22 protein-coding genes and 1 riboswitch are annotated in these 23,055 nt (G+C 69.7%); of the genes, 10 read left to right on the top strand and 12 right to left on the bottom strand.

The annotated features are described in order from the left end of the window. Positions 1 to 549: 549 nt before the first annotated feature. Together EV671_RS12870 and gspG are read right to left on the bottom strand one after the other, a co-directional pair. Positions 550 to 1,734, bottom strand: a complete 1,185-nt coding sequence (locus EV671_RS12870) for a type II secretion system F family protein (RefSeq protein ID WP_132571887.1) — start codon at positions 1,732 to 1,734, stop codon at positions 550 to 552. Positions 1,735 to 1,818: 84 nt separating this feature from the next. After that, the gene (gspG, locus tag EV671_RS12865; protein ID WP_132571884.1) at positions 1,819 to 2,244 is read right to left on the bottom strand and encodes a type II secretion system major pseudopilin GspG; all 426 of its coding nucleotides are present in this window, start codon (positions 2,242 to 2,244) and stop codon (positions 1,819 to 1,821) included. Between the two features lie 137 nt (positions 2,245 to 2,381). Between gspG and EV671_RS12860 the strand changes: the two genes are divergently transcribed. Continuing rightward, entirely contained in the window at positions 2,382 to 4,247 is a 1,866-nt protein-coding gene (locus tag EV671_RS12860) for a S8 family serine peptidase (RefSeq protein WP_243655705.1), read from the top strand. A 3-nt stretch (positions 4,248 to 4,250) separates the two neighbouring features. Here EV671_RS12860 and EV671_RS12855 read toward each other — a convergent pair whose 3' ends face one another. Genes EV671_RS12855 through thiC form a run of 5 tightly spaced genes read right to left on the bottom strand, consistent with a single transcriptional unit; the run spans position 4,251 to position 9,635 of the window. Further along, positions 4,251 to 5,765 carry a PfkB family carbohydrate kinase gene (locus tag EV671_RS12855; protein ID WP_207911145.1) on the bottom strand — a complete coding sequence of 505 codons (1,515 nt, stop codon included), beginning with the start codon at positions 5,763 to 5,765 and terminating at the stop codon, positions 4,251 to 4,253. Positions 5,766 to 5,767: 2 nt separating this feature from the next. Beyond that, positions 5,768 to 6,556 (bottom strand): thiazole synthase, encoded by a 789-nt coding sequence (locus EV671_RS12850; protein WP_132571878.1) that lies wholly within the window; start codon positions 6,554 to 6,556, stop codon positions 5,768 to 5,770. Position 6,557: 1 nt separating this feature from the next. After that, entirely contained in the window at positions 6,558 to 6,761 is a 204-nt protein-coding gene (gene thiS / locus EV671_RS12845) for a sulfur carrier protein ThiS (RefSeq protein WP_132571876.1), read from the bottom strand. Continuing rightward, positions 6,754 to 7,752, bottom strand: coding sequence for an FAD-dependent oxidoreductase (locus EV671_RS12840; protein WP_132571874.1), 999 nt, complete (start codon positions 7,750 to 7,752; stop codon positions 6,754 to 6,756). Before EV671_RS12840 ends, thiS begins: the two co-directional genes overlap by 8 nt. Before the next feature lie 2 nt (positions 7,753 to 7,754). Beyond that, on the bottom strand, positions 7,755 to 9,635 hold the full coding sequence (thiC, locus tag EV671_RS12835; RefSeq protein ID WP_277592398.1) for a phosphomethylpyrimidine synthase ThiC: 1,881 nt from the start codon (positions 9,633 to 9,635) through the stop codon (positions 7,755 to 7,757). Between the two features lie 82 nt (positions 9,636 to 9,717). After that, positions 9,718 to 9,834, bottom strand: a riboswitch (TPP riboswitch). A gap of 65 nt (positions 9,835 to 9,899) precedes the next feature. On the opposite strand from thiC, the gene EV671_RS12830 reads away from it, so the two are divergent. From EV671_RS12830 to EV671_RS12790, 9 genes are all read left to right on the top strand, one after another. Continuing rightward, complete coding sequence (locus EV671_RS12830; protein WP_132571869.1) at positions 9,900 to 10,964, top strand: dipeptidase; 1,065 nt, start codon at positions 9,900 to 9,902, stop codon at positions 10,962 to 10,964. Beyond that, entirely contained in the window at positions 10,961 to 12,928 is a 1,968-nt protein-coding gene (locus EV671_RS12825) for an amidohydrolase family protein (RefSeq protein WP_132571866.1), read from the top strand. The genes EV671_RS12830 and EV671_RS12825 overlap by 4 nt, the downstream gene beginning before the upstream one ends. 100 nt (positions 12,929 to 13,028) lie before the next feature. Next, positions 13,029 to 13,298, top strand: coding sequence for a type II toxin-antitoxin system Phd/YefM family antitoxin (locus EV671_RS12820; RefSeq protein ID WP_132571863.1), 270 nt, complete (start codon positions 13,029 to 13,031; stop codon positions 13,296 to 13,298). Between the two features lie 7 nt (positions 13,299 to 13,305). Further along, positions 13,306 to 13,620 (top strand): CcdB family protein, encoded by a 315-nt coding sequence (locus EV671_RS12815; RefSeq protein ID WP_132571860.1) that lies wholly within the window; start codon positions 13,306 to 13,308, stop codon positions 13,618 to 13,620. A 227-nt stretch (positions 13,621 to 13,847) separates the two neighbouring features. Next, positions 13,848 to 14,120: a YlcI/YnfO family protein gene (locus EV671_RS12810; RefSeq protein WP_132571857.1), complete on the top strand. Its 273-nt coding sequence runs from the start codon at positions 13,848 to 13,850 to the stop codon at positions 14,118 to 14,120. Positions 14,121 to 14,183: 63 nt separating this feature from the next. Then, positions 14,184 to 14,432 carry a type II toxin-antitoxin system RelE/ParE family toxin gene (locus tag EV671_RS12805; RefSeq protein ID WP_243655704.1) on the top strand — a complete coding sequence of 83 codons (249 nt, stop codon included), beginning with the start codon at positions 14,184 to 14,186 and terminating at the stop codon, positions 14,430 to 14,432. A gap of 200 nt (positions 14,433 to 14,632) precedes the next feature. Continuing rightward, positions 14,633 to 14,926 (top strand): type II toxin-antitoxin system RelE/ParE family toxin, encoded by a 294-nt coding sequence (locus tag EV671_RS12800; RefSeq protein ID WP_132571854.1) that lies wholly within the window; start codon positions 14,633 to 14,635, stop codon positions 14,924 to 14,926. 5 nt (positions 14,927 to 14,931) lie between these two features. Continuing rightward, complete coding sequence (locus EV671_RS12795) at positions 14,932 to 15,243, top strand: addiction module antidote protein (RefSeq protein WP_132571851.1); 312 nt, start codon at positions 14,932 to 14,934, stop codon at positions 15,241 to 15,243. A gap of 261 nt (positions 15,244 to 15,504) precedes the next feature. Further along, positions 15,505 to 15,906, top strand: coding sequence for a RidA family protein (locus tag EV671_RS12790; protein WP_132571848.1), 402 nt, complete (start codon positions 15,505 to 15,507; stop codon positions 15,904 to 15,906). Here EV671_RS12790 and EV671_RS12785 read toward each other — a convergent pair. Genes EV671_RS12785 through EV671_RS12765 form a run of 5 tightly spaced genes read right to left on the bottom strand, consistent with a single transcriptional unit; the run spans position 15,890 to position 23,001 of the window. Next, a complete protein-coding gene (locus EV671_RS12785) occupies positions 15,890 to 17,059 on the bottom strand; it encodes a glycoside hydrolase family 5 protein (RefSeq protein WP_132571845.1) in 1,170 nt (389 codons plus the stop codon). The two genes, EV671_RS12790 and EV671_RS12785, sit on opposite strands and share 17 nt — an antisense overlap. Beyond that, on the bottom strand, positions 17,056 to 18,627 hold the full coding sequence (locus EV671_RS12780) for a GH39 family glycosyl hydrolase (protein WP_132571842.1): 1,572 nt from the start codon (positions 18,625 to 18,627) through the stop codon (positions 17,056 to 17,058). Before EV671_RS12780 ends, EV671_RS12785 begins: the two co-directional genes overlap by 4 nt. Then, entirely contained in the window at positions 18,624 to 20,210 is a 1,587-nt protein-coding gene (locus tag EV671_RS12775; RefSeq protein WP_132571839.1) for a family 43 glycosylhydrolase, read from the bottom strand. The genes EV671_RS12780 and EV671_RS12775 overlap by 4 nt, the downstream gene beginning before the upstream one ends. Beyond that, complete coding sequence (locus tag EV671_RS12770; protein WP_132571836.1) at positions 20,207 to 21,646, bottom strand: MFS transporter; 1,440 nt, start codon at positions 21,644 to 21,646, stop codon at positions 20,207 to 20,209. Before EV671_RS12770 ends, EV671_RS12775 begins: the two co-directional genes overlap by 4 nt. After that, positions 21,643 to 23,001, bottom strand: a complete 1,359-nt coding sequence (locus EV671_RS12765) for a GH1 family beta-glucosidase (RefSeq protein WP_132571833.1) — start codon at positions 22,999 to 23,001, stop codon at positions 21,643 to 21,645. Before EV671_RS12765 ends, EV671_RS12770 begins: the two co-directional genes overlap by 4 nt. Between the last annotated feature and the right edge of the window lie 54 nt (positions 23,002 to 23,055).

Below are 23,055 nucleotides of genomic sequence, written 5' to 3'. Positions count from 1 at the left end.
AAAAGTAGGCAAAAAGTCGCCCCTGAACCGCCCGGCCCTTTGCTTCGCAGCGGGCTGCCCTGTGCTGCTCAGGCCTTGAGGGCTCGCGCAAAACTCGCTTCGCTACGCTGCGCTCAAACAGTTGCGCGAAGTCAGTTCTCGAAGTGCGCTGCGCGCGCGCCCTCAAGTCCTTGCGCTGCTCGGCGGGCTCAGAGGGGGGGTGATGAACAGCCGGCGCCAGCCGGCTTTCGGGCTTGGCTGTTGGCTGTTCGGCTGTTTGGGGAACTCCCCTTCTAAACCGCCGAGAAGCGCAGGAGCCCGGGGCGCGAGCGCAGCGAGCCTCAAGTTCTGACTTCGCGCCCCATTGTTTGAACGGAGCGTAGCGAAGTGAGTTGGGCGCGGCCCCGGGCTTCGAGCATCGCAGGGAACCCCGCAGGGGCGGTTTTGCAGGGGCCGCTCTTTGCCTACTTTCTGGCGGGCCAGAAAGTAGGTCGCCCGCCGGGGCGAACTCCCGGCTGGGCTTGGCCATCAAGCCGTAGCAACGAAGAGGCAACCTGCGTACCCGCCCCATCACTGCACCTGATCCACCAACTGAAAAATCGGCAGATACATCAGCACCACCACCGTGCCGATCACCAGCCCCATCAGCAACATCAACACCGGATTGATCAACCGCGTCACCAGGTCCGACAGCCGCGACAGCTCCTCGTCGTAGAAGCCTGCCGCCTGCGCCAGCATCGCCCCCAACTCGCCGCTGTGCTCGCCCACGCGCAGCATGCGCAGCGACACCGGCGTGGTCAGGCCCTCGCGCTGCAGGCAGGCCGACAGCCGCTCGCCCAGGCGCACGGCCTCGGTGGCGCGGTCCAGCGCGGGGCGCAAGTGGGTTGCCGCGACACCGCGCGCATTCACCAGCGCAGGCACGATGGGAACGCCCGCCAGCAGCAGCATGGCCAGGCAGCGGTAGAGCTGGGCCAGGGACAGCAGATGCAGCTTCGGGCCGACCAGCGGCAGCTGCCAAAGCCGCGATTGCAGCGCCTCGCGCAGGCCACGCTGCCAGGCCAGCACGGGCAGCGCGACCAGGCCCGCCGTGATCAACAACAGCAGCGCCGGATGCGCGCCGCTGAAGGCGCCCACGGCGATCAAGGCCCTGGACGCCAGCGGCAGATCGCCGCCCACGCCGTCCAGCAGCCCGGCAAAGCGCGGTACGACGAAGAGGAGCAGGAAGAGCACGACGGCCGAGCCCGCCGTGATCAGCATGGCCGGGTAGATGGCCGCGGCCACGAGCTTGCCGCGCAGCTGCTCGACCCAGGCCAGATAGCCGGCCTGCTCGAACAGCGCCTGCTCGACCTGGCCGCTGCGCTCGCTGGCCTCCACGACGGCGACGAACAGCGCGTCGAAGGCCTGCGGCTGCGAGGCCAGCGCGGCGGAGAAGGACTCGCCGAGCTGGATGCGCGCGATGACACCCGTCAGCGCTACGGCGACAGCCGGCGGGTTGTCCTGCGACTGCAGCGTCTGCAGGGCCTCCAGCAGCGGAATGCCGGCGCGCAGCAGCACGGCCAGCTGCTGCGCGAACTGGCGGCGCGGGAAGCGGCCGCTGCGCGCCTTCAACGGTGCGGTCTCGACTGGCTCCACCGCGAGCAGCGAGGCCGGCGACAGGCCCAGCGCCGCCGCGACGCTGCCCACGTCCGCCGCCTGCACACGCCTCTCGGCGGTCTGCCGGGCGGCGTCGAGGTAGCGGACGTGGAACTCGGCCATGTCAGTGCCGCCCGGCCGCCCGAAGGCGCTGACGCGCCCCCTCGGGGGGCAGAGAGCGAAGCGAACGTGGGGGCACCATCCTCGTCACCAGGACACGATGTCGGCGTCTTCGCCTTCGCCACCGGGCCGACCGTCGCGCCCATAGCTGAGCAGGTCGTATTCGCCATGCTCGCCCGGCGCGCGGTACTGGTAGTCGTGGCCCCAGGGGTCCTTGGGCAGGGCCTTGCTCAGATAGGGCCCGGCCCACTTGGGCTCGTCGGCGGGCTTGGCCACCAGCACGGCCAGGCCCTGCTCGGTGCTGGGGTAGTGGCCGACATCGAGCCGGTACTGATCGAGCGACTTCTGCAGCGCGTCGATTTGGGCCTTGGCCGCCTTCACCTCGCTCTTGCCGATCTGGCCGAAGAACTTGGGGCCGACATAGCCGGCCAGCAGGCCGATGATGACCATGACGACGAGCAACTCCAGCAGCGTGAAGCCGCGGCGGCGGTGGGGGCGGTGTTGGGTGGTCATGGTCCGAACGGGTCAGGGCGGCGCAGCTTAGGAAGCCGCAATGACCGCGCCGTGAAAGACGGATTCATGACTGGCGCCGTGGTCCGCATGGCTCATGTCATGGCCTCTTCACCGCAGCGGCCTAACGTGGGCGCGTGATGAAGATGCAGCCCCTGCCCCCCCTGACCCCTGCGCCCCAACCGGCGTCGCGGGGAATTCGTGTCAACCAGTTCGTCGCCGCGGCGACGGTGACAGGCATCGTGGCCTTGTCCGTCGGGTTGGCCGCGCAGCTGCAGCCGCTGACGGCTGCCGTGCCGGCATCGCCCGCGGAGGCTGTGGCAGCGACGGTGCTGATCGTGAAGCTCGCCGACGGCGCGTCTCCCCGCAGCGCCGCCGAGCAGCAGGCCTTGCTGGGGCGGGTGATTGCCGACGCCGGACTGCCGTTGAAGGCCGGCCGCCCGCTGGGCCCGGGCTGGTGGCGGCTGCAGTCCAGCGCTTCGTACCAGGCCGATTGGCTGGCCCGCCTGCGCGCCGACACGCGTGTGGCTTATGCAATGCCCGACTTGCGCGAGCAGCGCGCCGCCGTTCCCAACGATCCGTTTTTCCGGGCGACGGACCCGGCCAGCGCCCAATGGTGGCTGGACGATCAGAACGACGCGAGCAATGCCGGCGCCGCCGGCTTCACCAAGGCCTGGGACACGACGAAGGGCTCGGCCGCCACGGTCATCGCGGTGCTGGACTCGGGCGTCACCTCGCATGGCGACCTGAATGCCAACGTGCTGCAGGGCTACAACTTCGTCAGCAATCCCGACTACGCGAACAACGGCGGCACAGGCCGCAGCGCCGGCGCCAACGACCCGGGCGATGCGCTGAGCCAGGCCGAGCATGACGCCAATCTCGCGCTCTGGGATGGCTGCCTCGTCAGCGCGACCAGCAGCTGGCATGGCACCCTCGTCGCGGGGCAGCTCGGCGCGGTGACGAACAACGGCAGCGGCGTCGCCGCCATCAACTGGAACGCGCAGATCCTGCCGGTGCGCGTGTCGGGCAAATGCGGCGCCTCGGTGGGCGACATGGTGGACGGCATGCGCTGGGCCGTGGGCCTGAATGTGGCCGGCGCGCCTGCCAATGCGACGCCGGCCAAGGTCGTCGTCATCGGCTTCGCCGGCGTGACCACCTGCGACACCAACGACAGCAACCCGGACGTCGCCGCGGCAGCGCGCCTGTATCTCGACGCGATTGCCGAGCTGCGCGCCAAGGGCGTGTTCATCGCCGCGGCGGCCGGCAATCTGCGCAGCGCCGTGGGCCGGCCCGCGAACTGCGCCGGGGTTTTCGGCGTGGCTGCGGCCAACCGGCAGGGCTTCAAGGCGATCTATTCGAACTTCGGCCCCGAGGTCCAACTGCTCGCCACCGGCGGCGACGCGGACTACAAGCGCACCTGCGACACCGAACTTGCCGACGCTGGCATCGTGTCGACGACCAACACGGGCACCACTTCGCCGTTGTTGGCGAGCTACGGTGCCGTCAGCGGCACGAGCTTTGCCGCGCCCCAGGTGGCCGGTACGGCGGCGCTGATGTGGGCGGCCAATCCCAACCTGACGCTGGCCCAGGTCGAAAGCGGCCTCAAGCTCAGCGCCCGCCCGCATGTGACGGCCTACGCGCTGGGCTATTGTTCGACCAGCAACAACAGCCGCTGCACCTGTACCACCAGCACCTGCGGCGCCGGCCTGCTCGATGCCCAGGAGGCCGTCAAGTACGCGACGAATCCGACCACCTACGCGGCGCCGGCGCGCACCTCTCTCGGCCTGCAAAGCGATAACCTGAGCATCTGCGGCCAGAAGCAGGGCAGCACCCCCATCCCGGTGCCCGCGCCAACGCCGGCACCGACGCCGGCACCGACGCCGGCACCGACGCCCGCACCGGCGCCTGCCCCTGCGAGTGGCGGGGGGGGCGCCGCATCGCCACTGTGGCTGCTCGGCCTGGCCGCTGCCAGCCTTGCGCTGCGCCGGCCGCGCCGCACGCGTTGAGCTTCAGTCGAGGCTGGCGTGCGGCCAGCCAGCGGCCGCAGCGTTGGCGCTGGCCCGGCCTTCGCGCCAGGCCTGTTGCCAGATCGCGGGCTCGATCACTTTGAGCCCGCGCACGACGCAGCCCGCGCTTGCTCCCGCGGCGGCGATGGCCGCGAGCTGCTCGGGCGCCAGCACGCCGCCGATGCCGACGACCGGCGCCGGCGCCATCGCGGCCCACCAGGCGAGGTTGTCCAGCCCCTGGGCCCGCCAGGGCATGGCCTTGGTCAGCGTCGGCCAGACCGGGCCGCAGGCGATGTAGTCCGGTGCCCAGGCCGCGGCGCGGGCCAGCTCCCACAGGCTGTGCGAGCTCAGGCCCAGGCGCAGGCCGCGTGAGCGTGCGGCCGCCAGCTCGTGGCGCTCGGCCTCGCCCAGCGCGAGCAGGTCTTCCTGGCCGAGGTGGATGAAGCCGACGCCGGCCGCCAGCGCCTCGCGCCAGTGGTCGTTCAGCACCAGCGTCGCGCCGCAGCGCTGTGCGGCGGCGAGCGCCGGTTTCAGCTCGGCGTGCAGCCGCGCGGGCCAGTCGGCCTCGGCATCGCCGCGCTTCAGGCGCAGCTGCACGGTCGCGAGGCCTTGCGCGAACAGCTCGGCCGCATGGTGGCCGCTGTCGGTGATGCCGTAGACGCCTGCGATGCCGCCGCTGTGCCGCTCGGGCCAGGCGCCGGGCTCGTGGTCGAAGAGGGCGGGCAGCAGGCTCGCGTCGTGGATGAAGTCGGCTCGCGGCCGCACCGGCCCGGCACCGGCACCTGGCGCGGCGCCATCGGCGAGGCCCGAGGTCGTCAGCATCTTGGCCAGCACGGCAGCATCGGCCGCGACGAAGCCGCGCGCCAGCGCCGCGGCCAGGCCGGTCGCGAAGCAGCAGCCGGTGCCGTGGTTGTTGGCCGCCTCGCGGCGCGGCAGCGCGAGCCAGCCGCTGGCCTGCGGGCTGGCCAGCCAGTCCAGCGCCAGCGCGTCGCCCTCGTCGCCGCCGGTGATGCAGACGCTCTCGACGCCCAGCGCCCTGGCCTGGCTTTGCGCGGTGCCGTCGCCCACCAATCGTGCGGCCTCGCGGCGGTTGGGCGTGATGACCGTCGCGCGCGGCAATAACTCCTCGCGGTAGGCACGCAGCAGGGCTTCGTCGGCCAGGCTGGCGCCGGTGGACGCGCGCAGCACCGGGTCGACAACCAGGGCCACGGGCGCCCGCTCGCGCAGCCGGTCGACCCAGCGCGTGACGACGCGCAGCTGCTCGACGCCGCCGAGCAGGCCGGTCTTGATTGCGACAGGCGGCAGGTCGCTGGCGAGCGCGGCGAGCTGGGCGTCGAGCTGCTCGGGCGGCGTGGGGAAGACGGCCTCGACGGCGACGCTGTTCTGCGCCGTCAGCGCCGCGGCGACGGGGCAGAGGTGGACTGCAAAAGCATCGGCCGCGCGCTGGTCGGCCGACAGGCCTGCGCCGCCGCCGCTGTCCAGGCCGGCAACACTCCAGATGACGGGTGGCTTCATCATCGTCATGCGATCAGGAAGGGCCGGCCGCCCACCGGCGTGCTGGCCACGGCCATGTCCTGGCGCGCCATCACGCCGGCCTCGAAGCCCAGGCGTCCGGCCGCGATGGCCTGGCCGAAGGCGGCGGCCATGCGCACCGGGTCGCCGGCCTGGGCCACGGCGGAGTTCAGCAGCACGCCGTCATAGCCCAGCTCCATGGCCTGGGCCGCGTGCGAGGGCGCGCCGATGCCGGCGTCGACGATCAGCGGCACGCCGGGCAGGCGCTCGCGCAGCGTGCGCAGCGCGAAGGGGTTGATGAGTCCCTGGCCCGAGCCTATGGGCGCGCCCCAGGGCATCAGCAGCTCGCAGCCCGCGTCGAGCAGGCGGCGGCAGGTGACGAGGTCGTCGGTGCAGTAGGGGAAGACCTGGAAGCCTTCCTTCACCAGCTGTTCGGCGGCCGTGACCAGCTCCCAGGGGTCAGGCTGCAGCGTGTACTCGTCGCCGACGACCTCGAGCTTGATCCAGGCCGTGTCGAAGAGCTCGCGCGCCATCTGCGCGAGCGTGACGGCTTCGCGCGCCGTGCGGCAGCCGGCCGTGTTGGGCAGCAGCTGGCCGCCGGTTTCCTTCAGCGTCGCGCGGATGGCCGCGACGAAGCCGTTGTCGCCGGCCGCGGCCAGCGTGCGCTTGAGGCCGACGGTTAGCACCTGGGCGCCGCTGGCCCGCACGGCCTGGCGCAGCACCTCGGGCGAGGGGTAGCCGGCCGTGCCGAGCAGGAAGCGGCTCGTGAGCGTTTTGCCGTAAAGGGTCCAGGTCATGTCATCCCCCTGTGATGGGTTGGATCAGCGTCAGCGCGTCGCCGGGCTGGATCAGCGTGGCCTCGCGGCGCCCGCGCGGCAGGAAGGCGCCGTTGAGGGCCGTCGCGACGGCGTCGGGTGCGCGCTCCAGCTCGGCCAGCAGCGCGGCCACGCTGAGGCCTTCGCGCCAGGCCTGGGCCTGGCCGTTGAGCGTGTACTCAGACATGCCGAAGTGCTTCCTCGGCGAGTGCCGGTGCCAGCAGCCAGCCATGGCGGAACAGGCCGTTGATGCGCAGCAGGCCGGCCTGGTGTTCGATGCGCGGGCGGTGATCCGCAAAGGCCGGGCGCAGGTTGACGTCGAGATGCACGATGCGCGCCTCGGCCAGGCCGGGGAGCACGCTGTGGGCCGCGGCCATCAGCTCGACGGCGCTGCGCAGGCTGACCGGCGAGCGGTCCTCGCTCTCGATCTCGGACGCGCCGACAACGATGAGGTCGCCCGGCCGCGGCACGATGTAGACGCGGTGGCGCGGGTGCAGCAGGCGCACGGGGCGGCGCAGCTCGACGCCCGGCGCGTGCAGCCAGACGACCTCGCCGCGCACGCCGCGCAGCCCGGGACAATCGAGCTTTGCGCCCAGGCCGCGGGTGTCGATGACGAGGTCGGCGTCGATGCGGCTGCCGTCGTCGAGCTGCAGCGCATGCGGCTGCACGCCGACGGCGCTGCGGCCCCAGCGCCAGCCCACGCCGCCCGCCGGCTCGGCCAGCGCCGCGAGCATCTCGCGCGGCAGCAGCTGGCCCTCGCCGGGCAGCAGCCAGGCCTTGAGGTCGGGCGCAAGTGCCGGCTCCAGTGCCTGCAGCTCGGCGCGGCCCAGCGGTTCGAGGCTGTCCGGCAACCGGGCCAGCACGCGCTGCGCGGCGCCCGCGTCGCTGCCATGAGCCAGCAGCAGGCTGCCCTCGGTGCGCACCAGCTCGGGCCGGCCCAGCGCCGCGGCGATGGCCGGCCACAGCTGCAGCGAGCGCCAGCCCAGGGCCGCGACCTCGGGCTCGGCATGCTCCTGCTCGGCCAGCGGGCTCAGCATGCCGGCCGCCGTGAAGCCGGCCGCGCCGGGCTCGGTCGGGCCGGCCGCCGGGTCGACGACCTGCACGCGATGCCCGGCCCGCGCCAGCTGCCAGGCGAGCAGCCGGCCCATCACGCCGGCGCCTGCAATGGCGATGTGCATGATCAGACGGGCTTGATGGGAACGTAGAGCTCGCCGCCCGCCGCGCGGAACTCGGCGGACTTCTTCGCCATGCCCTCGGTGGCCACGTCTGCGGCCTCCAGGCCCTGGGCCGCCGCATAGTCGCGCACGTCCTGCGTGATCTTCATCGAGCAGAACTTGGGGCCGCACATCGAGCAGAAGTGGGCCTCCTTGGCCGAGTCCTTGGGCAGGGTCTCGTCGTGATAGTCCCGCGCGGTCTCGGGGTCCAGGCCGAGCGCGAACTGGTCGTTCCAGCGGAACTCGAAGCGGGCCTTGCTCATCGCGTCGTCGCGTGCGCGGGCGCCGGGGTGGCCCTTGGCCACGTCGGCCGCGTGGGCGGCGATCTTGTAGGCGATCAGCCCCTGCTTCACGTCGTCGCGGTCGGGCAGGCCGAGGTGCTCCTTGGGCGTCACATAGCAGAGCATGGCCGTGCCCATCCAGCCGATCATGGCCGCGCCGATGGCGCTGGCGATGTGGTCGTAGCCGGGCGCGATGTCGATGGTCAGCGGCCCCAGCGTGTAGAAGGGCGCCTCGTGGCAGTGCTTCAGCTGCTCGTCCATATTGGCCTGGATCATGTGCATGGGCACATGGCCGGGGCCTTCGATCATGGTCTGCACGTCGTGCTTCCACGCGATCTGCGTCAGCTCGCCCAGTGTGCGCAGCTCGGCGAACTGGGCCTCGTCGTTGGCGTCGGCCAGGCTGCCGGGGCGCAGGCCGTCGCCGAGCGAGAAGGTCACGTCGTAGGCCTTCATGATTTCGCAGATCTCTTCGAAGTGCGTGTACAGGAAGTTCTCGCGGTGGTGGGTGATGCACCACTTGGCGAGGATGGAGCCGCCGCGCGACACGATGCCGGTGCGGCGCTGCGTCGTCATCGGGATGAAGGGCAGGCGCAGGCCGGCGTGGATGGTGAAGTAGTCCACGCCCTGCTCGGCCTGCTCGATCAGCGTGTCGCGGAACACGGCCCAGCTCAGCTCCTCGGCGATGCCGCCGACCTTCTCCAGCGCCTGGTAGATGGGCACGGTGCCGATGGGCACGGGCGAGTTGCGGATGATCCAGTCGCGCGTCGTGTGGATGTTGCGGCCGGTGGAGAGGTCCATCACCGTGTCCGCGCCCCAGCGCGTGGACCAGACCAGCTTCTCCACTTCCTCCTCGATGCTGGACGTGACGGCCGAGTTGCCGATGTTGGCGTTGACCTTCACGCCGAAGTGGCGGCCGATGATGGTCGGTTCCAGCTCGGGGTGGTTGATGTTGGCCGGGATGACGGCGCGGCCGCGGGCCACCTCGTCGCGCACGAACTCGGGCGTGATGACGGCGGGCATGCGCGTGCCCAGCGCAATGGGGGCGAGGCGTTGCTCGCGTTCGGCAACATTCAGGTGATCGCGCAGCCATTCGCGCTTGCCGTTCTCGCGCAGCGCGACGAACTCCATCTCGGGCGTCACGATGCCGCGGCGCGCGTAGTGCATCTGGCTCACGTTGGCGCCGGCCAGCGCGCGGCGCGGCTGGCGCTGCAGGCCGGCGGCCTCGGCGCGCAGGGTGGCGATGCGGTCGTTGCCCTCCTTGCCGCCGTCGTCCAGCGCGTGCTGCATGCGGCCCGCGTAGGACTCGGTGTCGCCGCGGTCGGCCACCCAGGCGGCGCGCACGGGCGCGAGGCCCTGGCGCACGTCGATGTCGTCGGCCGGGTCGGTGTAGGGGCCCGAGGTGTCCGCCACGACGACGGTCTCGCCATTGCTCAGCGAGATCTCGCGCATCGGTACGCGCACGTCGGGCCGGCTGCCTTCGACATGGATCTTGCGCGAGGCGGGGAAGGGCTCGCGCGTCAGCGACAGGCGGGCATCGAGCGAGAGATTGGGGTCAGCGGCATTCACGGCGGTCTCCTGGGTGGCTGTGTCTGCTCCAGGGCCGCCGGGCCGCGCGCCGCGCTGCCCCTGGGTGGGGCCGCACTGCACGCCGCTTGGCATGCGCTCTCCTTACGCCGGTACTAGCCGGTTCAAGTTCACGGGTTCGATCTCTGGATCGTCTCAGCCCCGGACCGCTTGCGCAGCCCGGGCACCCCGGAGCGGGGCGGATTGTGCGGGCCGCTGCCCTGCGCTGTCAAACGCGGGCCAGAATCGGCGGCCGCGGAGGACAGCATGAAACGACATGTCATCAACGCACTGGGCGTGCTCGACAACCCCAACCGCCAGCTCGAATCCCATGGCGACGACCGCCAGGCCATGGCCTACAGCAGCAGCGGCCAGAACGTCGACGCGCGCTCGCTGGCCGATGCGCGCGTGGCCGGCCTCACGGCCGTCAACATCACGCTCGGCCATGTGGCCGGCAGCGCCGAGCCCTTCGAGGCAACGGTCGCCGACATCGCCGCCTGGGACGCCTTCATCCGCGCGCGGCCCGACGCGCTGCTGAAGGCCCACACCGCGGCCGACCTCGACGCCACGCGCGACGCGGGCCGCATCGCCGTCGTCTACGGCTTCCAGAACACCGAGATGCTGGGCACCAGCCTGGACCGCGTCGCGCTGTTCGCCAACCTCGGCGTGCGCGTCATCCAGCTGACCTACAACGGCCGCAATGCCGTCGGCGACGGCGCGACGGTGGCGGACGACCGCGGCCTGAGCGGCTTCGGCCACGCCGTCGTCGAGCGGCTGCAGGCCGAGGGCGTGCTCGTCGACCTCAGCCACAGCAGCGAGAAGACCTGCCTGGACGCGCTGCGCGCCGCGCGCCGGCCGCTGGCCATCACGCACACCGGCTGCCGCGCGGTGGCCGACCACCCGCGCAACAAGAGCGACGCCGAGCTGCGCTTGCTGGCCGACAAGGGCGGCGTGGTGGGCCTGTACTTCATGCCCTATCTGCGGCTCGAAGGCCAGCCGCTGGCGGCTGACCTGATCGCCCACCTGGAGCATGCGATCGCCGTCTGCGGAGAGGACCATGTCGGTCTCGGCACCGACGGCGGCACGACGGCCATCGACGACATGGCCGCCTACCGCGCCCAGCTCGCGGCCGAGACCGAGCTGCGCCGCACGATGGGCATAGGCGCGCCGGGCGAGTCGGCCGACATCAGCCTCTTCCTGCCTGACCTCTGCGGGCCGACGCAGTTCCAGCGCCTGGCCGAACTGCTCGCGGCGCGCGGCCACACGGCGGCTCGCGTCGACAAGATCCTCGGCGGCAACTTCCGCCGGCTGATGCAGGAGGCCTGGGCATGAAGGCCTTCGCATTCGCGATGCTGCTGCTCGGCGGCAGCGTGTCGGCCCGCGAGGACCGCGTGCAGATCCACGGCACCGAGGCCGGCGCGCAGGCGATCAGCCAGCCCGGGAAGGGCGTCACCGCGGCGCACTACAGCTTCAACGACCGTGGCCGTGGCGACGTCGTCGACGCGCGCTGGCAGCTCGACGCCCAGGGCCTGCCGACGCGCTACGAGGCCGGCGGCAACGACTATTGGAAGGTGCCCTTCACCGAGAGCTTCGAGCGCGACGCGGCCGGCAAGGCGCGCTGGAAGAACCGCATCGAGGTGGGCGAAACGACCGCCGCCGGCTTCTATCTGCCCGCCAACCCGCCGCCCGAGTTCATGGGCGTGCTGGCCCGCGCGCTGCTGAAGGCGCCGGGCCACAGGCTGGCCCTGCTGCCGGCCGGCGAGGCCAGCCTGGAGGGCGGTGAAACTAGCGTGGCGGCGGCCGGCCGCCGCCTGACGCTCCATCGCATCGCCGGCATCGAGTTCACGCCGGTGCCGGTGTGGCTGGATGAGCAGGGCGAGACGGCCGCCGTCGTCGACGACTGGTTCGAGGTGCTGCCAGCGCCCCTGCTGCCGGCGCTGGCCCAGCTGCAGCGCGAGCAGCAGACCGCCGACCAGGCCTGGCATGCGGCGCTCGCTAGGTCGCAGGCCCACCGGCCGCAGGGTGCGCTGCTGATCCGCGGTGCGCGCCTGTTCGACCCCGTGGACCTCGGCGTGCGCGAAGGCGTCAGCGTGCTCATGCGCGGGGAGCGCATCGTGCGCGTCGAGCCCGATGCCGAGCTCGACGTGCCGCCCGATGCGGAAATCATCGAGGCCAAGGGCCGGCTGCTGCTGCCGGGCCTGTGGGACGTGCACCAGCATTTCAGCGGTGTCGATGGCGTGTTCGACCTGATCGCCGGCGTGACCAGCGCGCGCGACATGGCCAACGACAACCTGCCCATGCTGGCCCGCGTGCAGCGCTTTGACAGCGGCGCCGAGCTGGGCCCGCGCGTGACGCTGGCCGGCATCATCGAAGGCATCGGGCCCCTGGCCGGGCCGACCGATGTGCGCGTGGACACCGCCGACAAGGCCCGCGCGGCGGTGGACTGGTATGCCGACCACGGCTATGCCCAGGTCAAGATCTACTCGTCCTTCAGTCCGGCCCTGGTCGCCGCCGTGGCCGACCGGGCGCATGAGCGCGGCCTGCGCGTCAGCGGCCATGTGCCGGCCTTCACCTTCGCGCGCGCCTTCGTCGAGGCCGGCGCCGACGAGATCCAGCACCTGAATTTCATCCTGCTGAACTTCTTCGCCGACGAGGTGAAGGACACGCGCAGCCGCGACCGCTACACGGTGCTGGCCGACAAGCTCGCGCAGTTCGACCTGGGCGACGGGCGCTTCGCCGAATTCGTCGAATTCCTGCGCCGCCACCACACGGTGCTGGACCCGACGATGGTCGTGCTCGAAGGTCTCTACTCCGGCGAGCCGGCCCGCGCGGCGCCGGCGCTGCGGCCGGTGGTGGCGCGCTTTCCGGCCGTCGTGCGGCGCCGCCAGCTTTCGGGTGCCGTGGCCGTGCCGCCGGGCAAGGAGGTCGCCTACGCGCAAGCCCTGCCGGGCCTGCTGCGCATGCTGAAGATGCTGCACGACGGCGGCGTCACCCTCATGCCGGGCAGCGACGGTTTTGCCGGCTATAGCCTGCACCGCGAGCTGGAGCTGTATGCCCAGGCCGGCATCCCCAACGCCGAGGTGCTGCGCATGGCGACGCTGACGTCGGCCCGCGTGCTCGGCGTCGAGAAGGACCGCGGCAGCATCGTGCCGGGCAAGCTGGCCGACATGGTCCTCGTCGACGGCGACCCGCTGCGGCAGATGAGCGACATCCGCCGCGTCTGGCGCACGGTCAAGGGCGGGCTGGTGTTCGACCCGGCGGCGCTGGAGCGGGCGATGGGGATGGGGGCGCGGTGAGGTGGGGGTACTTCTTCGGGCGGGTGCCGTCGCCCCTGCGCCAAGTGGATGGCTAAAATGGCCATTCGCGCGTCTGCGCCAACAGTTCGAGGAGCCCGCCATGCGCGTGACCGCCACCGAAGCCAAGAACCGTTTTGGAAGTCTCTGCGCCCAGGCCAAGCGCGAGCCGGTGTTCGTGGAGAAGGCCGGCCAGATCGATACCGTGATCCTCTCGGCCGAGCAATATCAGGCCCTGAAAGCCGGCCAGGACAAGGCCAGCCGCGCTGCGCGCAAGAAGGCCTTCGAAGCCGAGTTCGGCGACTGGATCGCCGCCCAGAACGCCCGCGTCGAAACGCAGGGCATTCCTGGCGCCGACCTGCGGCCGTGGTGAGGGGCCGATGGCCCAGTACGACGTCTTCGCCAACCCCAGCAACAGCGCTGCCGACGGCATACCTTATGTGGTCGTGATCCAGAGCGACCTGCTCGATGCGCTGGCCACGCGACTGACCATTCCGCTGGCCGTGCTCGACGAAGGGAAAAAGGTGCCGACCGCGCTTTGCCCCGTCATCACGGTCAAGGGCAAGCGCCTGCGCGCGCTGGCCCACTATGCGGCGCCCCTGCCAGCGAAGGCCCTGCGGCGCCCGGTGGACAACGTGGCGGCACAGGCCAGCGCACTGGTATCGGCCATCGATGCGGTGTTGTCTGGCGTTTAGGGCAGCGCTGAACGCGTGGGAAGACTTTTGCGCCAGGCAAGCGTCTTTCAGGGGGCGTAAGCGGAATCCGCCGTGTCTGGCGCACGGTCAAGGGCGGGCAGGTGTTCGATCCGGCGGCGCTGGAGCGGGCGATGGGGATGAGTGCGCGGTGAGGTGGCTGTCGGCCACAACCTGCCGGTCGCGGCGAGAGCATTGAATTCGTAGTGCACTTGCACGACGATGTGATCATGAAAGACGCAGTCATCCCCCAAGTCCGTGTCGAGCGCGAACTGCGTGCCAGCCTCGACGCGGTGCTGCGCCCGGGCGAAACGCTGGCCGACTTTGTCGAGGTCGCCGTGCGCAACGCCGTTGAGTACCGGCGCGTTCAGACCGACTTCGCTGCGCGCTGCGACGCATCCCTGGCCGAGTACGAGCGCACAGGCGTGTCCATCCCCGCCGCCCAGGTCATTGCCAAGCTCGAAGCCAAATTCGCCAAGCGCCGCAAGCAACTGGGCGGATGAGCTACGCCGTCGAATTCACGCAAGGCGTTGAGGACGACTTGGTGCGGTTCTACGACTTCCTGCTTGATCGCGCCGAAACGCTCGAAGAACTCGATCTGGGCCGACGAGGCGCTCAAGGTCATCCGCCAAGCCGCGTTGAGCCACCTGTCGACAACGCCGTACAGCTACCGCAAGGTCGGTGCCCGGTCGACGCTGCGCGAACTCATCATCCCGTTCGGCACAACCGGCTACATCCTGCGCTTCGACATCCGCTCGCCCGAGTTGGTGCTCGTGATCGGCGAACGCCACCAGCGCGAGGAAGACTTCCATTGACTCTTCCAGGCGGCCCTCAAGTAATCCGCGGCGCACGGATCTGTCTGTACCGGCTGTCGGCCGTCTCCAGACATCCATGTCCGACCGGTAGGAAGCCGTTCAATCCGGTCGGTGAAGATACGACCGCGGTCCGCGAACCGGCTCTGGCCGGGTCAAGACGGTCTGGTTGATTATTGTATCGTTTGGGCTACACTCAACCAATGCGAGTTGAGAAGACCGACGAGTACCGTGATTGGCTCGATGGGCTGAAGGACCGCATGGGTAGGGCGCGGATTCTGGTGCGCGTGGATCGCTTGATTGATGGAAATCCTGGACAGCACCGGGATCTCACGGATGGTGTCTCCGAACTCAAGATCGACGTAGGTCCGGGCTATCGCGTCTACTACACGCAGCGTGGAAGCCGGCTATTGTTGTTGCTGATTGGCGGCGACAAGGCCACACAGCAGAAAGACATTTCGCTAGCAATTCATCTGGCCAAGAACTTCAAGGAGTAGTCCCCATGCCAAGAACCGCGACCACGAAATCCACGAAGACATCGTCGTATGACGTGGCAGAGCATCTGCGTACGCCGGAAGAAATGGCAGCTTACCTTGATGCATGGCTTGAGGAGGCACCTGATGACGCTGCCGGAATTGCCAAGGCACTCGGAAACATTGCTCGCGCGAAGGGCATGACGCAAGTCGCCAAGGACGCAGGGTTGAGCCGCGAGAGTCTGTATCGCGCTCTGGGCGCAGGTGGAAACCCGAGCTTCGCAACGGTACTAAAAGTTGCAAGGGCGTTGGGTGTCAAGCTTCACGCGTCACCTGCCTAGCTCCAAGTTGGGTGAATCGGTCGCTCGAGCGAAGTCCCTCGGCAAGCCTCGGTCCCTTGCTCAGCTTCAACCCAAAACCCCGGGGCGCGTGTCCGCTGAGTGGCCGGTATAGGGCGGCAAAATCGGGCCTGGCTACTTCCGGTTTGGGTCGGTCGCGACCGACCAGTTGGTTTCTGGGCCTCCCGCCGCATTCAGCCTAAGGCCGGTAACACGTGAACCGATCCTTCGCTGGCGCAGGTGATCAACGGAAACGGAATCCCCATGACCCACGACATAGAACGTTTCAACAGCGGCCAGGTCGTGCCGGCCGGCGTGCCCTTTCCGGAGGGCGTGCGCGTCGGGCAGATGCTGTATCTGTCGGGCCAGCTCGGCAATGTGCCGGGGCAGCTGAAGCTCGTCGATGGCGGCCTGCGGGCCGAGGCGAGGCAGACGCTGGAGAACATCCGCACCGTGCTGCGCGGCCAGGGGCTGGACCTGCAGCATCTCGTGCGCTGCACGGTGATGCTGGCCGACATGGCCGACTGGCCGGCCTTCAACGAGGTCTACCGCGAGTTCTTCGGCAGCACGCCGCTGCCGGCGCGCAGCGCGCTGGGCTGCAACGGCCTGGCGCTTGGCGCGCGGGTCGAGATCGAGTGCATCGCAGCGCTCAACGCACCGCGTTGACCAGCGCGTCGACGATGGCCGGGTAGACCTGATCGCCGGTCGCGCGGTCAAACAGGCCTGAGCTGTGATTGTCGCGCGCGGCGCCGGCGTCCCAGTAGACGGGCACCAGGCCGTGGGTCCAGGCGGAGCGGGCGATATAGGTGTTCCAGGCGAGGCGGTAGGTCTCGGCATCCGCGTACTCAGTGCGGCGGATGGCGGCGAACTCGCCGAGGATGACCGGGATGCCCTGGTCGACGAACCTAGCCTTCATCTTCTGGAACTGGGCGTCGGTGTAGGCCTCGTTGGCCCAGGTCTCAGTGGCCGCCGGGTCCGTCGCGCCAGCGCCCCATTGCCAGATGCTGCTCTTGTCGTTGAGCGTGAAGTCGTAGGGGTCGTAGTCGTGCACTTCCATCATCAGCCGGTCCTTCGCAGGGTCGGTCGGCATGACGGCGAAGTTCAGCGCATGGTCGATGTTGGTGTTGAAGCTCTGCACGACGAGGTGGCGCACCGCGTTGTTGCCGCCAGTGGCGCGCACGGCGTTGACGAACTGCTGGTTGAAGCCGTTCTGCACGCTAACGTATTCGGCCGTCGGTGTGCCGTAGTCGCCCGTCACCATGACCTCGTTGGTGCCGGCGAACAGCAGCGTGTCGTCGTGGCTCCTGAACTGGTTGGCGATCTGCGTCCAGAACTTGGTGATGCGCGCATTGGCCATGGCCTGCTGCGCGAAGGTGGGCTGCATCCAGCCGCCGTCCCAGTGGATGTTGATGATGGCGTAGAGGCCGGCGGCCTGCGCATAGCCCACGACCTCGGCGACGCGGCTCATCCAGGTGGTGCTGATGACGTCGTTGGCGTCGGCGTACTGCTTCCAGGACACCGGGATGCGCACGGTCTTGAAGCCGGCGGCCTTCACCGCCGTCAGCAGCGCCTGCGTCGTGGCCGGGTTGCCCCAGGCGGTCTCGCCGCCTATGGATTCGAGGGCGTTGCCGAGGTTCCAGCCGGCGCCCATCAGCTGGCTGAGCTGCAGGCTGGTCAGCGCGCGCATGCCGGTGGTGGTGGGCGTTGCAGCAGCAGGGGCCGGGGCGGGTGCGTCGGCCGCCGGGGCGGCTGCGGCGGAGCCGCCGCCCCCGCAGCCGGCGAGGGGCAGCAAGGCGGCAAGGGCATGGCGGCGCTTCATGCGGCCACCTTTTTTTGCAGGCTCAGCAGCAGCACGTCATGGCTGCGCAGCTTCAGCGTCACGGTGGCGGAGCCGGCGGCGCCGACGAGCAGCTCACGCTGCTGCTCAGGCTTGTCGGCGGTCAGCGCCTGCAGCTCGGCGAGCTGCTTCGCATCGAGATCCTTGGGCGATCCCATCTTCAGATAGGCGGTGTGCGCGTCGTTGGCTTCGAAGCCGGTGCGGCGCTGCGTGAGCCGGTAGCGGCCGGGCGGTAGGTGGCGCAGCACGACGTTGACCGTGCCCACGTCGTGAGAGGGCTGCGGCTTGCCGAAGAAGCTGCGATTGCTGAGCTTCTGCCCGGTGTTTCGCCAGTCCCAGACGACGGCCTGCAACTGCTGGCCGTCCGTCGCGGCCCAAGTGAAGGCGTCGCTCGTCGGCACTTCCCGGCCCTGCAAGGCTGCCAGATAGCGATAGGCGAACCACACGGGCTTGCGGATGCCCTCACGGGTCATCATGCCGAAGCCGCCGTGGAAGGGTGCATCCGGCGGCCCCGGCTCCTCGAAGAGGTCGGAGTAGGTCCAGTAGCTCATCGACTGCGCGATGCCCTGCGTTTGCTTCAACTTGGTCAGCACATAGGCCGCGCTCACATAGCTGTCGTGCACGAGGTCGCGCGGGTTGTAGCTGGTGCTCCACTCGGTGAAGAACAGCGGCAGGCCGGGCAGGTGCGAGGCCTCGATCTGCGCGCGCACGCGCTTCACGTCGCCCACGATGGCCTCGGGCGAGGGCGACAGCATGCGGTCCTCGACGCCGAACTCGTCCAGGAAGCCATGCTCCACGCCATAGGTGTGGGTGGTGACGAAGTCCACCGGCGAGTCCGTCGCCTTGGCGTGGGCCAGGAACTCCGGCACCCAGGCCGCGCCGGCCGTGGAGGGGCCACCGACACGCAATTGCGCATCCACCGCCTTGATCGCCCTGGCCGTGCGCGTGTAGAGGTCGAAGTAGGCGGCCTGGTCGGCCTTTTCCCAGAAGCCGTCGAGGTTGGGCTCGTTCCAGACCTCGAAATACCAGCTGCGCACCTCCGCCGCGCCATAGCGCTGCAGCAGGTGGCGGGCAAACGCGTCGATCAGCGCGACCCACCCGGTGGGCTCGGGGTGGGAGGTGTTGCCGGCCCAGTAGAAGATCTTCAGGTCCGAGGTCTTGAGCGCCAGCGGCGTGAAACCGAGCTCGACGAAAGGCTTGATGCGCCGCGCCAGCAGCGCGTCGTAGAGCTTGTCGATGCCGGTGAAGTCGAAGACGAGCTGGCCGCTTGCGTCGCGCGTGACCGTCTTCAGCACGTCGTGGAAGATGGCGTGGAAGCGCAGGTAGCGGAATCCCAGCTCGTCCACCGCCGTCTTCAGCTGGCCGAGCGAGTCGTCGCGGTAGAGCGTGCCCGGATAGTCGGAGCCGACGCAGTGGTCGAAGAAGCGGTCCAGTGGTTGCTGCGCCTGCGCGAGGTCGAGCACGATGCGGCGCTGGGGAGCCGCCGCGAGGGCCGTGGAGGCAAGCGGCAGCGCGGCGGCGGCGGCCAGCAGCTGGCGGCGTGAAGTCATGCGGTCAGTCCTCTGTAGACGAAATTGCGGGCGCGCACCTCGCCGGCGCCAGCGCTGAACAGCGCGGGCCGCAGGCTGACGAAGCCGCCGAAGACGTTGTGATGCAGGCCCGAGACCTCCATTTGCCAGGGGTGCTGGACCCAGGTCCGGCCGCCGTCATGCGAGTAGCGCCAGGTGATGACGTTCTCGCGGTTGGTCAGCTGGAGGTGGACCGAGCGCGTGCCGGAGGTCGAGGGCAGGGCCTCGCGCATCCAGGTTTGCTCCTGGCCATAGCCATAGGTCAGCATCTGCGTCGTGCTGAAGGCGATGCCGACATGGCCGCGCTCGTTGTAGAACAGCGCCAGGCCGCCCTGGCCGTCGCCGCTGATCTCCAGCTCCACGCTGCACTCATAGCTGCGGTCGCCGGCGCTGCAGGTCAGCGGCGAGCAATCGGCCAGGGACTGGCCCTTGCCGCGGATGAGGAGGCTGTGGTCCTGCCAGCGCAGCCGCGCGAGTTCATCCGGCCCCGGCGCATGAAAACTCCACTGCACGCCCATGCGGTTGCGCGAGAAGTCGTCGGACAGGGCCGCGCCGGCCGGGCTTGCCTTGCCGCCCCGCGGCTTGGACAAAGGGGACGCGAGCGTGCCGCCCTTGGCGCGGGGCCAGCCGTCGGCCGTCCACTCGATGGGCTCCAGCAAGGCCTGGCGCCCCAGCGTGCGGAAACCGTTCTCGTAGCCGTGGTAGACCATCCACCAGTCCCCGGCCGGGCCTTCGACCAGGCTGGCATGGCCGCGCGACCACCAGGGCTCGTCGGCACTGCGGGTGCGCACGATGGGGTTGTGCGGGCAGTGCTCCCAGGGCCCGTGGACGGAGCGCGAGCGGGCCACCGTGACCATATGGCTGGTGGGCGGCCCGGCCGTGCCACCAACGGCAGAGATCAGGTAGAACCACTCGCCGCGACGCAACAGCTTCGGGCCCTCGGGCGCGGACATCTCGACCACCCAGTCCTTGGGGTATTGCCAGGGCGTCCAGGCGTTGGCCTCGACCGGGCCGTCGGTCGCGAGGCCATCGCCCGTGAGGCGAACGCGCCGGCCGCCGTTGACGAAGAGGTAGCGTCGACCGTCCTCGCCCACGACGTGGCCGGGGTCGATGCAGCCGGGGATCTTCAGGTCGACGGGCGGGCTCCACGGCCCGCGGATGTCGTCCGCATGGATGACGTAGATGCCGGTGCCGTTGTCTTGCAGCACCGGGATGTAGATGAAATACCGCCCCTGGTGCTTGACCAGGTCCATGGCCCAGACCGTGCCGATGGGTTGCGTCAGCGCGGCGGTGACGGGCGCCCAGTTCACCAGGTCCTGCGAATGCCAGATCACGGCGCCCGGGTAGGACTGGAAGGACGAGAACGTCATCCAGTAGTCCGCGCCGTCCTTGAGGATGGTGGGGTCGGCATGGTCGCCGGGGACGATGGGGTTGCGATAAGTGCCATCGCCCAGGTCGGCGCGGCGCTGGCCCTCGATGCCGGCGCCAAAGCGCGGTGCGGCCACGGCCGGCAGCGAGGCGCCGGCCAGCGCGGCTTGCAGGGCCATGCGGCGTGACACCGTCATACCTGGCCTCGCGTCGCTTCGAGCTGGCCGCGGATCTCCAGCATGCGGGCTTCGGTCAGCTGGAAGCGCAGCAGCGAGACCAGCGCCAGCACCAGGCCTGCGACCGGGATGCCCGACAGCAGGATGCGCATCATGAAGATGGCATGCGGGTCTTGCACATCCAGCTTGGAATCGAAGCCCGTGAACTGCAGGATCCAGCCCGAGGCGCCGGTACCCAGCGCGATGCCGAGCTTGGAGATCCACGACTGGCAGGCCGCGAACGAACCCTCGCGGCGCTGGCCGGTCTGCAGCTCGTCGTAGTCGACCACGTCGCCCATCGTGGAGCCGTAGAGGGTCCAGAAGCCCGCGCCGGTGAAGGCGACGAAGCCGCAGGCCAGGAGCTGCAGATACGGCCGCGCCGGGTCGTAGAGCCACCAGTCCCCGATGAAGGCGCAGATGGCCAGCGACAGCGCGCAGGCCAAGCCGGCGCGCTTGCCCTTGTGGCGTGCAATCCGGGTGAAGAACGCAATGCCGGCAAAGCCGAAAGCAAAGCCGGAGATGCCCATGGCGGTGTTCCACGCCGCGCCCTGCACGACGTCACCGCGGCAGACGTAGTAGATGGTGGCGTAGTAGCCCAGCGTGCTCACCATGGCCGTGCCGGTGCCGTAGGCCAGCATCATGCCCAGCACGTGCCGGAAGGGCTTGCAGCGCAGCGTGCGCCACAGCGTGTCGGCCAGCGGGATGTGGGTCTGGGTGCGCGCCACCAGCTTCTCGTAGTAGCGCTCGCGCACCAGCAGGAAGATGGCGATGGACACCGCCACCATGATGGCGCCGAGGATGGCGCAGTAGGTCTGGGCGCCGCGCAGGATGTCGGGCTTGCCGTTGGCCTGGTTGAAGATCGCCAGCGTCGTGAACTGCGCGGCGCCGAACATCGCCAGCTCCGGCCCCTTCTGGATGATGGCGCGTACTGCCATCACGGAGGTGCGCTCGTGGTAGTCCGGCGTCATCTCCGCGCCCAGGCTGCTCCAGGGCATGTTGAAGCAGCTCATGATGGGCACGTAGATCACCATGCTGAGCAGCATGAAGACGAAGTATTCGCCATTGCTCCAGCCCCTGCCCACGGCGAACATCAGCGGCAGGCCGATGCCGGCCAGCACGCCGCCGACCAGGATGAAGGGCCGCCGCCTGCCGTAGCGGGTGCGCGTGTTGTCCGAGATCCAGCCGAAGACCGCGTCCGAGCCGGCGTCGATGAAGATCTTGACCATCTGCACCGTCGAGATCAGCCCGGGGGCGACGCCGAGGAAGATGTTGAAGACCTGGTAGGCCAGCGACGGGTAGAGCCAGTGGCCCCACATGTCGAGGATGGAGCCCAGGCCGAAGCCGATCTTCTGCCGCATGGGCAGGCGGTCGGCCACCGGCGGCAGGGCCTGGGTCAGCGGGAGGTCCGAGGCGTTCATACGATGCGGTGTTCGCAGATGACTTCGGCGTAGTAGCGGGCCGACAGCTTGGGTGTGCGCACCAGCGTGTCGTAGTCACAGTGCACGATGCCGAAGCGGCGCTGATAGCCGTCCTCCCACTCGTAGTTGTCGATGAAGCTCCACAGGAAGTAGCCGTGCAGCGGCACGCCATCGGCGATGGCGCGGTGGGCCTCGCGCAGGTGGTTGCGCAGGAAGTCGCGGCGGTGCAGGTCCAGGACCTCGCCGTTCACGACGGGCTCGTCGTTGTAGCCACAGCCGTTCTCGGTGATGTAGAGCGACTGGTGGCCGTAGAGCTCGGCGCAAAAGCGCGTGGCCCAGTAGATGGACTGGGGCGCGATGTGCAGCCAGGGGCTGTCGGCCTTGGGATAGTGGGCGGGCAGGGGCAGGGCCTCCCAGGCCGCGCCGTTCCCACCGGCGCGCACATAGGTGCCGGTGTAGATGTTCAGGCCCAGGTGGTCGGTGGGCAGGCTGATGAGGTCGAAGTCGCCGGGCAGCACCTCGGGCGCATCGGCACCCACGCGGGCCAGGTAGCTCTCGGGATAGCGGCCGGCATGCATGGCGCCCAGCACATGGGCGTTCTTCTCCAGGAACCAGGCCTGGGCGGCGGCGATGTCGGCGGGCGTCTCGGTGACAGGGATGCAGACATCGCAGTTGTCCGTCAGGCCGACGACGGCGCCGGCGCCGCCGAACTCGCGCACCGCGCGCACGCCGTGGCCGTGGCAGAGCAGCGCGTGGTGGAAGGTCTGGTTGACGATGGCCGGGCTTTCCTTGCGGCCCGGCGCCTTGGTGCCGTAGCCATAGGCCAGCTGCGTGAAGCAGCGGATCTCGTTCATCGTGATCCAGTGCTTCACGTCGCCCGCGAAGGCCTTCACCACCGTGTCGGCATAGCGGGCGAAGGCGTCCACCGTCACGCGCGAGGTCCAGCCGCCGCGGTCCTCCAGCGCCTGCGGCAGGTCCCAGTGGAACAGCGTGACCCAGGGCGTGATGCCGTGCTTCTTCATGCTGGCGAACAGGCGGCGGTAGAAGTCCAGCCCCGCCTGATTCAGCTCGCCGTTGCCGCTCGGGTAGATGCGCGGCCAGGCCAGGGACAGGCGGTAGTTCTTGACCCCCAGCGAGGCCATCAGCGCGAAGTCTTCGTCGAAGCGGTGGTAGTGGTCGCAGGCGATGTCCAGCGTGTCGCCGTCATGCACCTTGCCGGGCTGGCGGCAGAAGCGGTCCCAGATGGATTCGCCCTTGCCGTCGGCGAAGGCGGCGCCCTCGATCTGGGGCGCGGCGGCGGCGACGCCGAACACGAAGTCGGCGGGGAAGGGGCTTGAATAAGTCAGGGCAGTCATGAAGGTCAGAAGGTGTGAATGGACCCCGCGCGGCCGAGCAGGCCGTCGCGGCGT

The sequence above is a fragment of the Roseateles saccharophilus genome, assembly GCF_004342485.1.
GTDB classification, from domain to species: Bacteria; Pseudomonadota; Gammaproteobacteria; order Burkholderiales; family Burkholderiaceae_C; genus Pelomonas; species Pelomonas saccharophila.
This window is presented reverse-complemented; position numbering and strand designations above follow the sequence as displayed.

Coding starts and splice junctions, on each gene's coding strand:
- EV671_RS12770 (WP_132571836.1), bottom strand. CDS start 21,646: ATGAACGCCTCGGACCTCCCGCTGACCCAGGCCCTGCCGCCGGTGGCC.
- EV671_RS12850 (WP_132571878.1), bottom strand. CDS start 6,556: ATGACCTGGACCCTTTACGGCAAAACGCTCACGAGCCGCTTCCTGCTC.
- EV671_RS12780 (WP_132571842.1), bottom strand. CDS start 18,627: ATGACTTCACGCCGCCAGCTGCTGGCCGCCGCCGCCGCGCTGCCGCTT.
- EV671_RS12870 (WP_132571887.1), bottom strand. CDS start 1,734: ATGGCCGAGTTCCACGTCCGCTACCTCGACGCCGCCCGGCAGACCGCC.
- EV671_RS12815 (WP_132571860.1), top strand. CDS start 13,306: ATGGCCCAGTACGACGTCTTCGCCAACCCCAGCAACAGCGCTGCCGAC.
- EV671_RS12785 (WP_132571845.1), bottom strand. CDS start 17,059: ATGAAGCGCCGCCATGCCCTTGCCGCCTTGCTGCCCCTCGCCGGCTGC.
- EV671_RS12810 (WP_132571857.1), top strand. CDS start 13,848: ATGAAAGACGCAGTCATCCCCCAAGTCCGTGTCGAGCGCGAACTGCGT.
- EV671_RS12765 (WP_132571833.1), bottom strand. CDS start 23,001: ATGACTGCCCTGACTTATTCAAGCCCCTTCCCCGCCGACTTCGTGTTC.
- EV671_RS12820 (WP_132571863.1), top strand. CDS start 13,029: ATGCGCGTGACCGCCACCGAAGCCAAGAACCGTTTTGGAAGTCTCTGC.
- gspG (WP_132571884.1), bottom strand. CDS start 2,244: ATGACCACCCAACACCGCCCCCACCGCCGCCGCGGCTTCACGCTGCTG.
- EV671_RS12790 (WP_132571848.1), top strand. CDS start 15,505: ATGACCCACGACATAGAACGTTTCAACAGCGGCCAGGTCGTGCCGGCC.
- EV671_RS12795 (WP_132571851.1), top strand. CDS start 14,932: ATGCCAAGAACCGCGACCACGAAATCCACGAAGACATCGTCGTATGAC.
- EV671_RS12855 (WP_207911145.1), bottom strand. CDS start 5,765: ATGATGAAGCCACCCGTCATCTGGAGTGTTGCCGGCCTGGACAGCGGC.
- EV671_RS12830 (WP_132571869.1), top strand. CDS start 9,900: ATGAAACGACATGTCATCAACGCACTGGGCGTGCTCGACAACCCCAAC.
- EV671_RS12860 (WP_243655705.1), top strand. CDS start 2,382: ATGAAGATGCAGCCCCTGCCCCCCCTGACCCCTGCGCCCCAACCGGCG.
- EV671_RS12825 (WP_132571866.1), top strand. CDS start 10,961: ATGAAGGCCTTCGCATTCGCGATGCTGCTGCTCGGCGGCAGCGTGTCG.
- EV671_RS12775 (WP_132571839.1), bottom strand. CDS start 20,210: ATGACGGTGTCACGCCGCATGGCCCTGCAAGCCGCGCTGGCCGGCGCC.
- EV671_RS12800 (WP_132571854.1), top strand. CDS start 14,633: ATGCGAGTTGAGAAGACCGACGAGTACCGTGATTGGCTCGATGGGCTG.
- EV671_RS12840 (WP_132571874.1), bottom strand. CDS start 7,752: ATGCACATCGCCATTGCAGGCGCCGGCGTGATGGGCCGGCTGCTCGCC.
- thiS (WP_132571876.1), bottom strand. CDS start 6,761: ATGTCTGAGTACACGCTCAACGGCCAGGCCCAGGCCTGGCGCGAAGGC.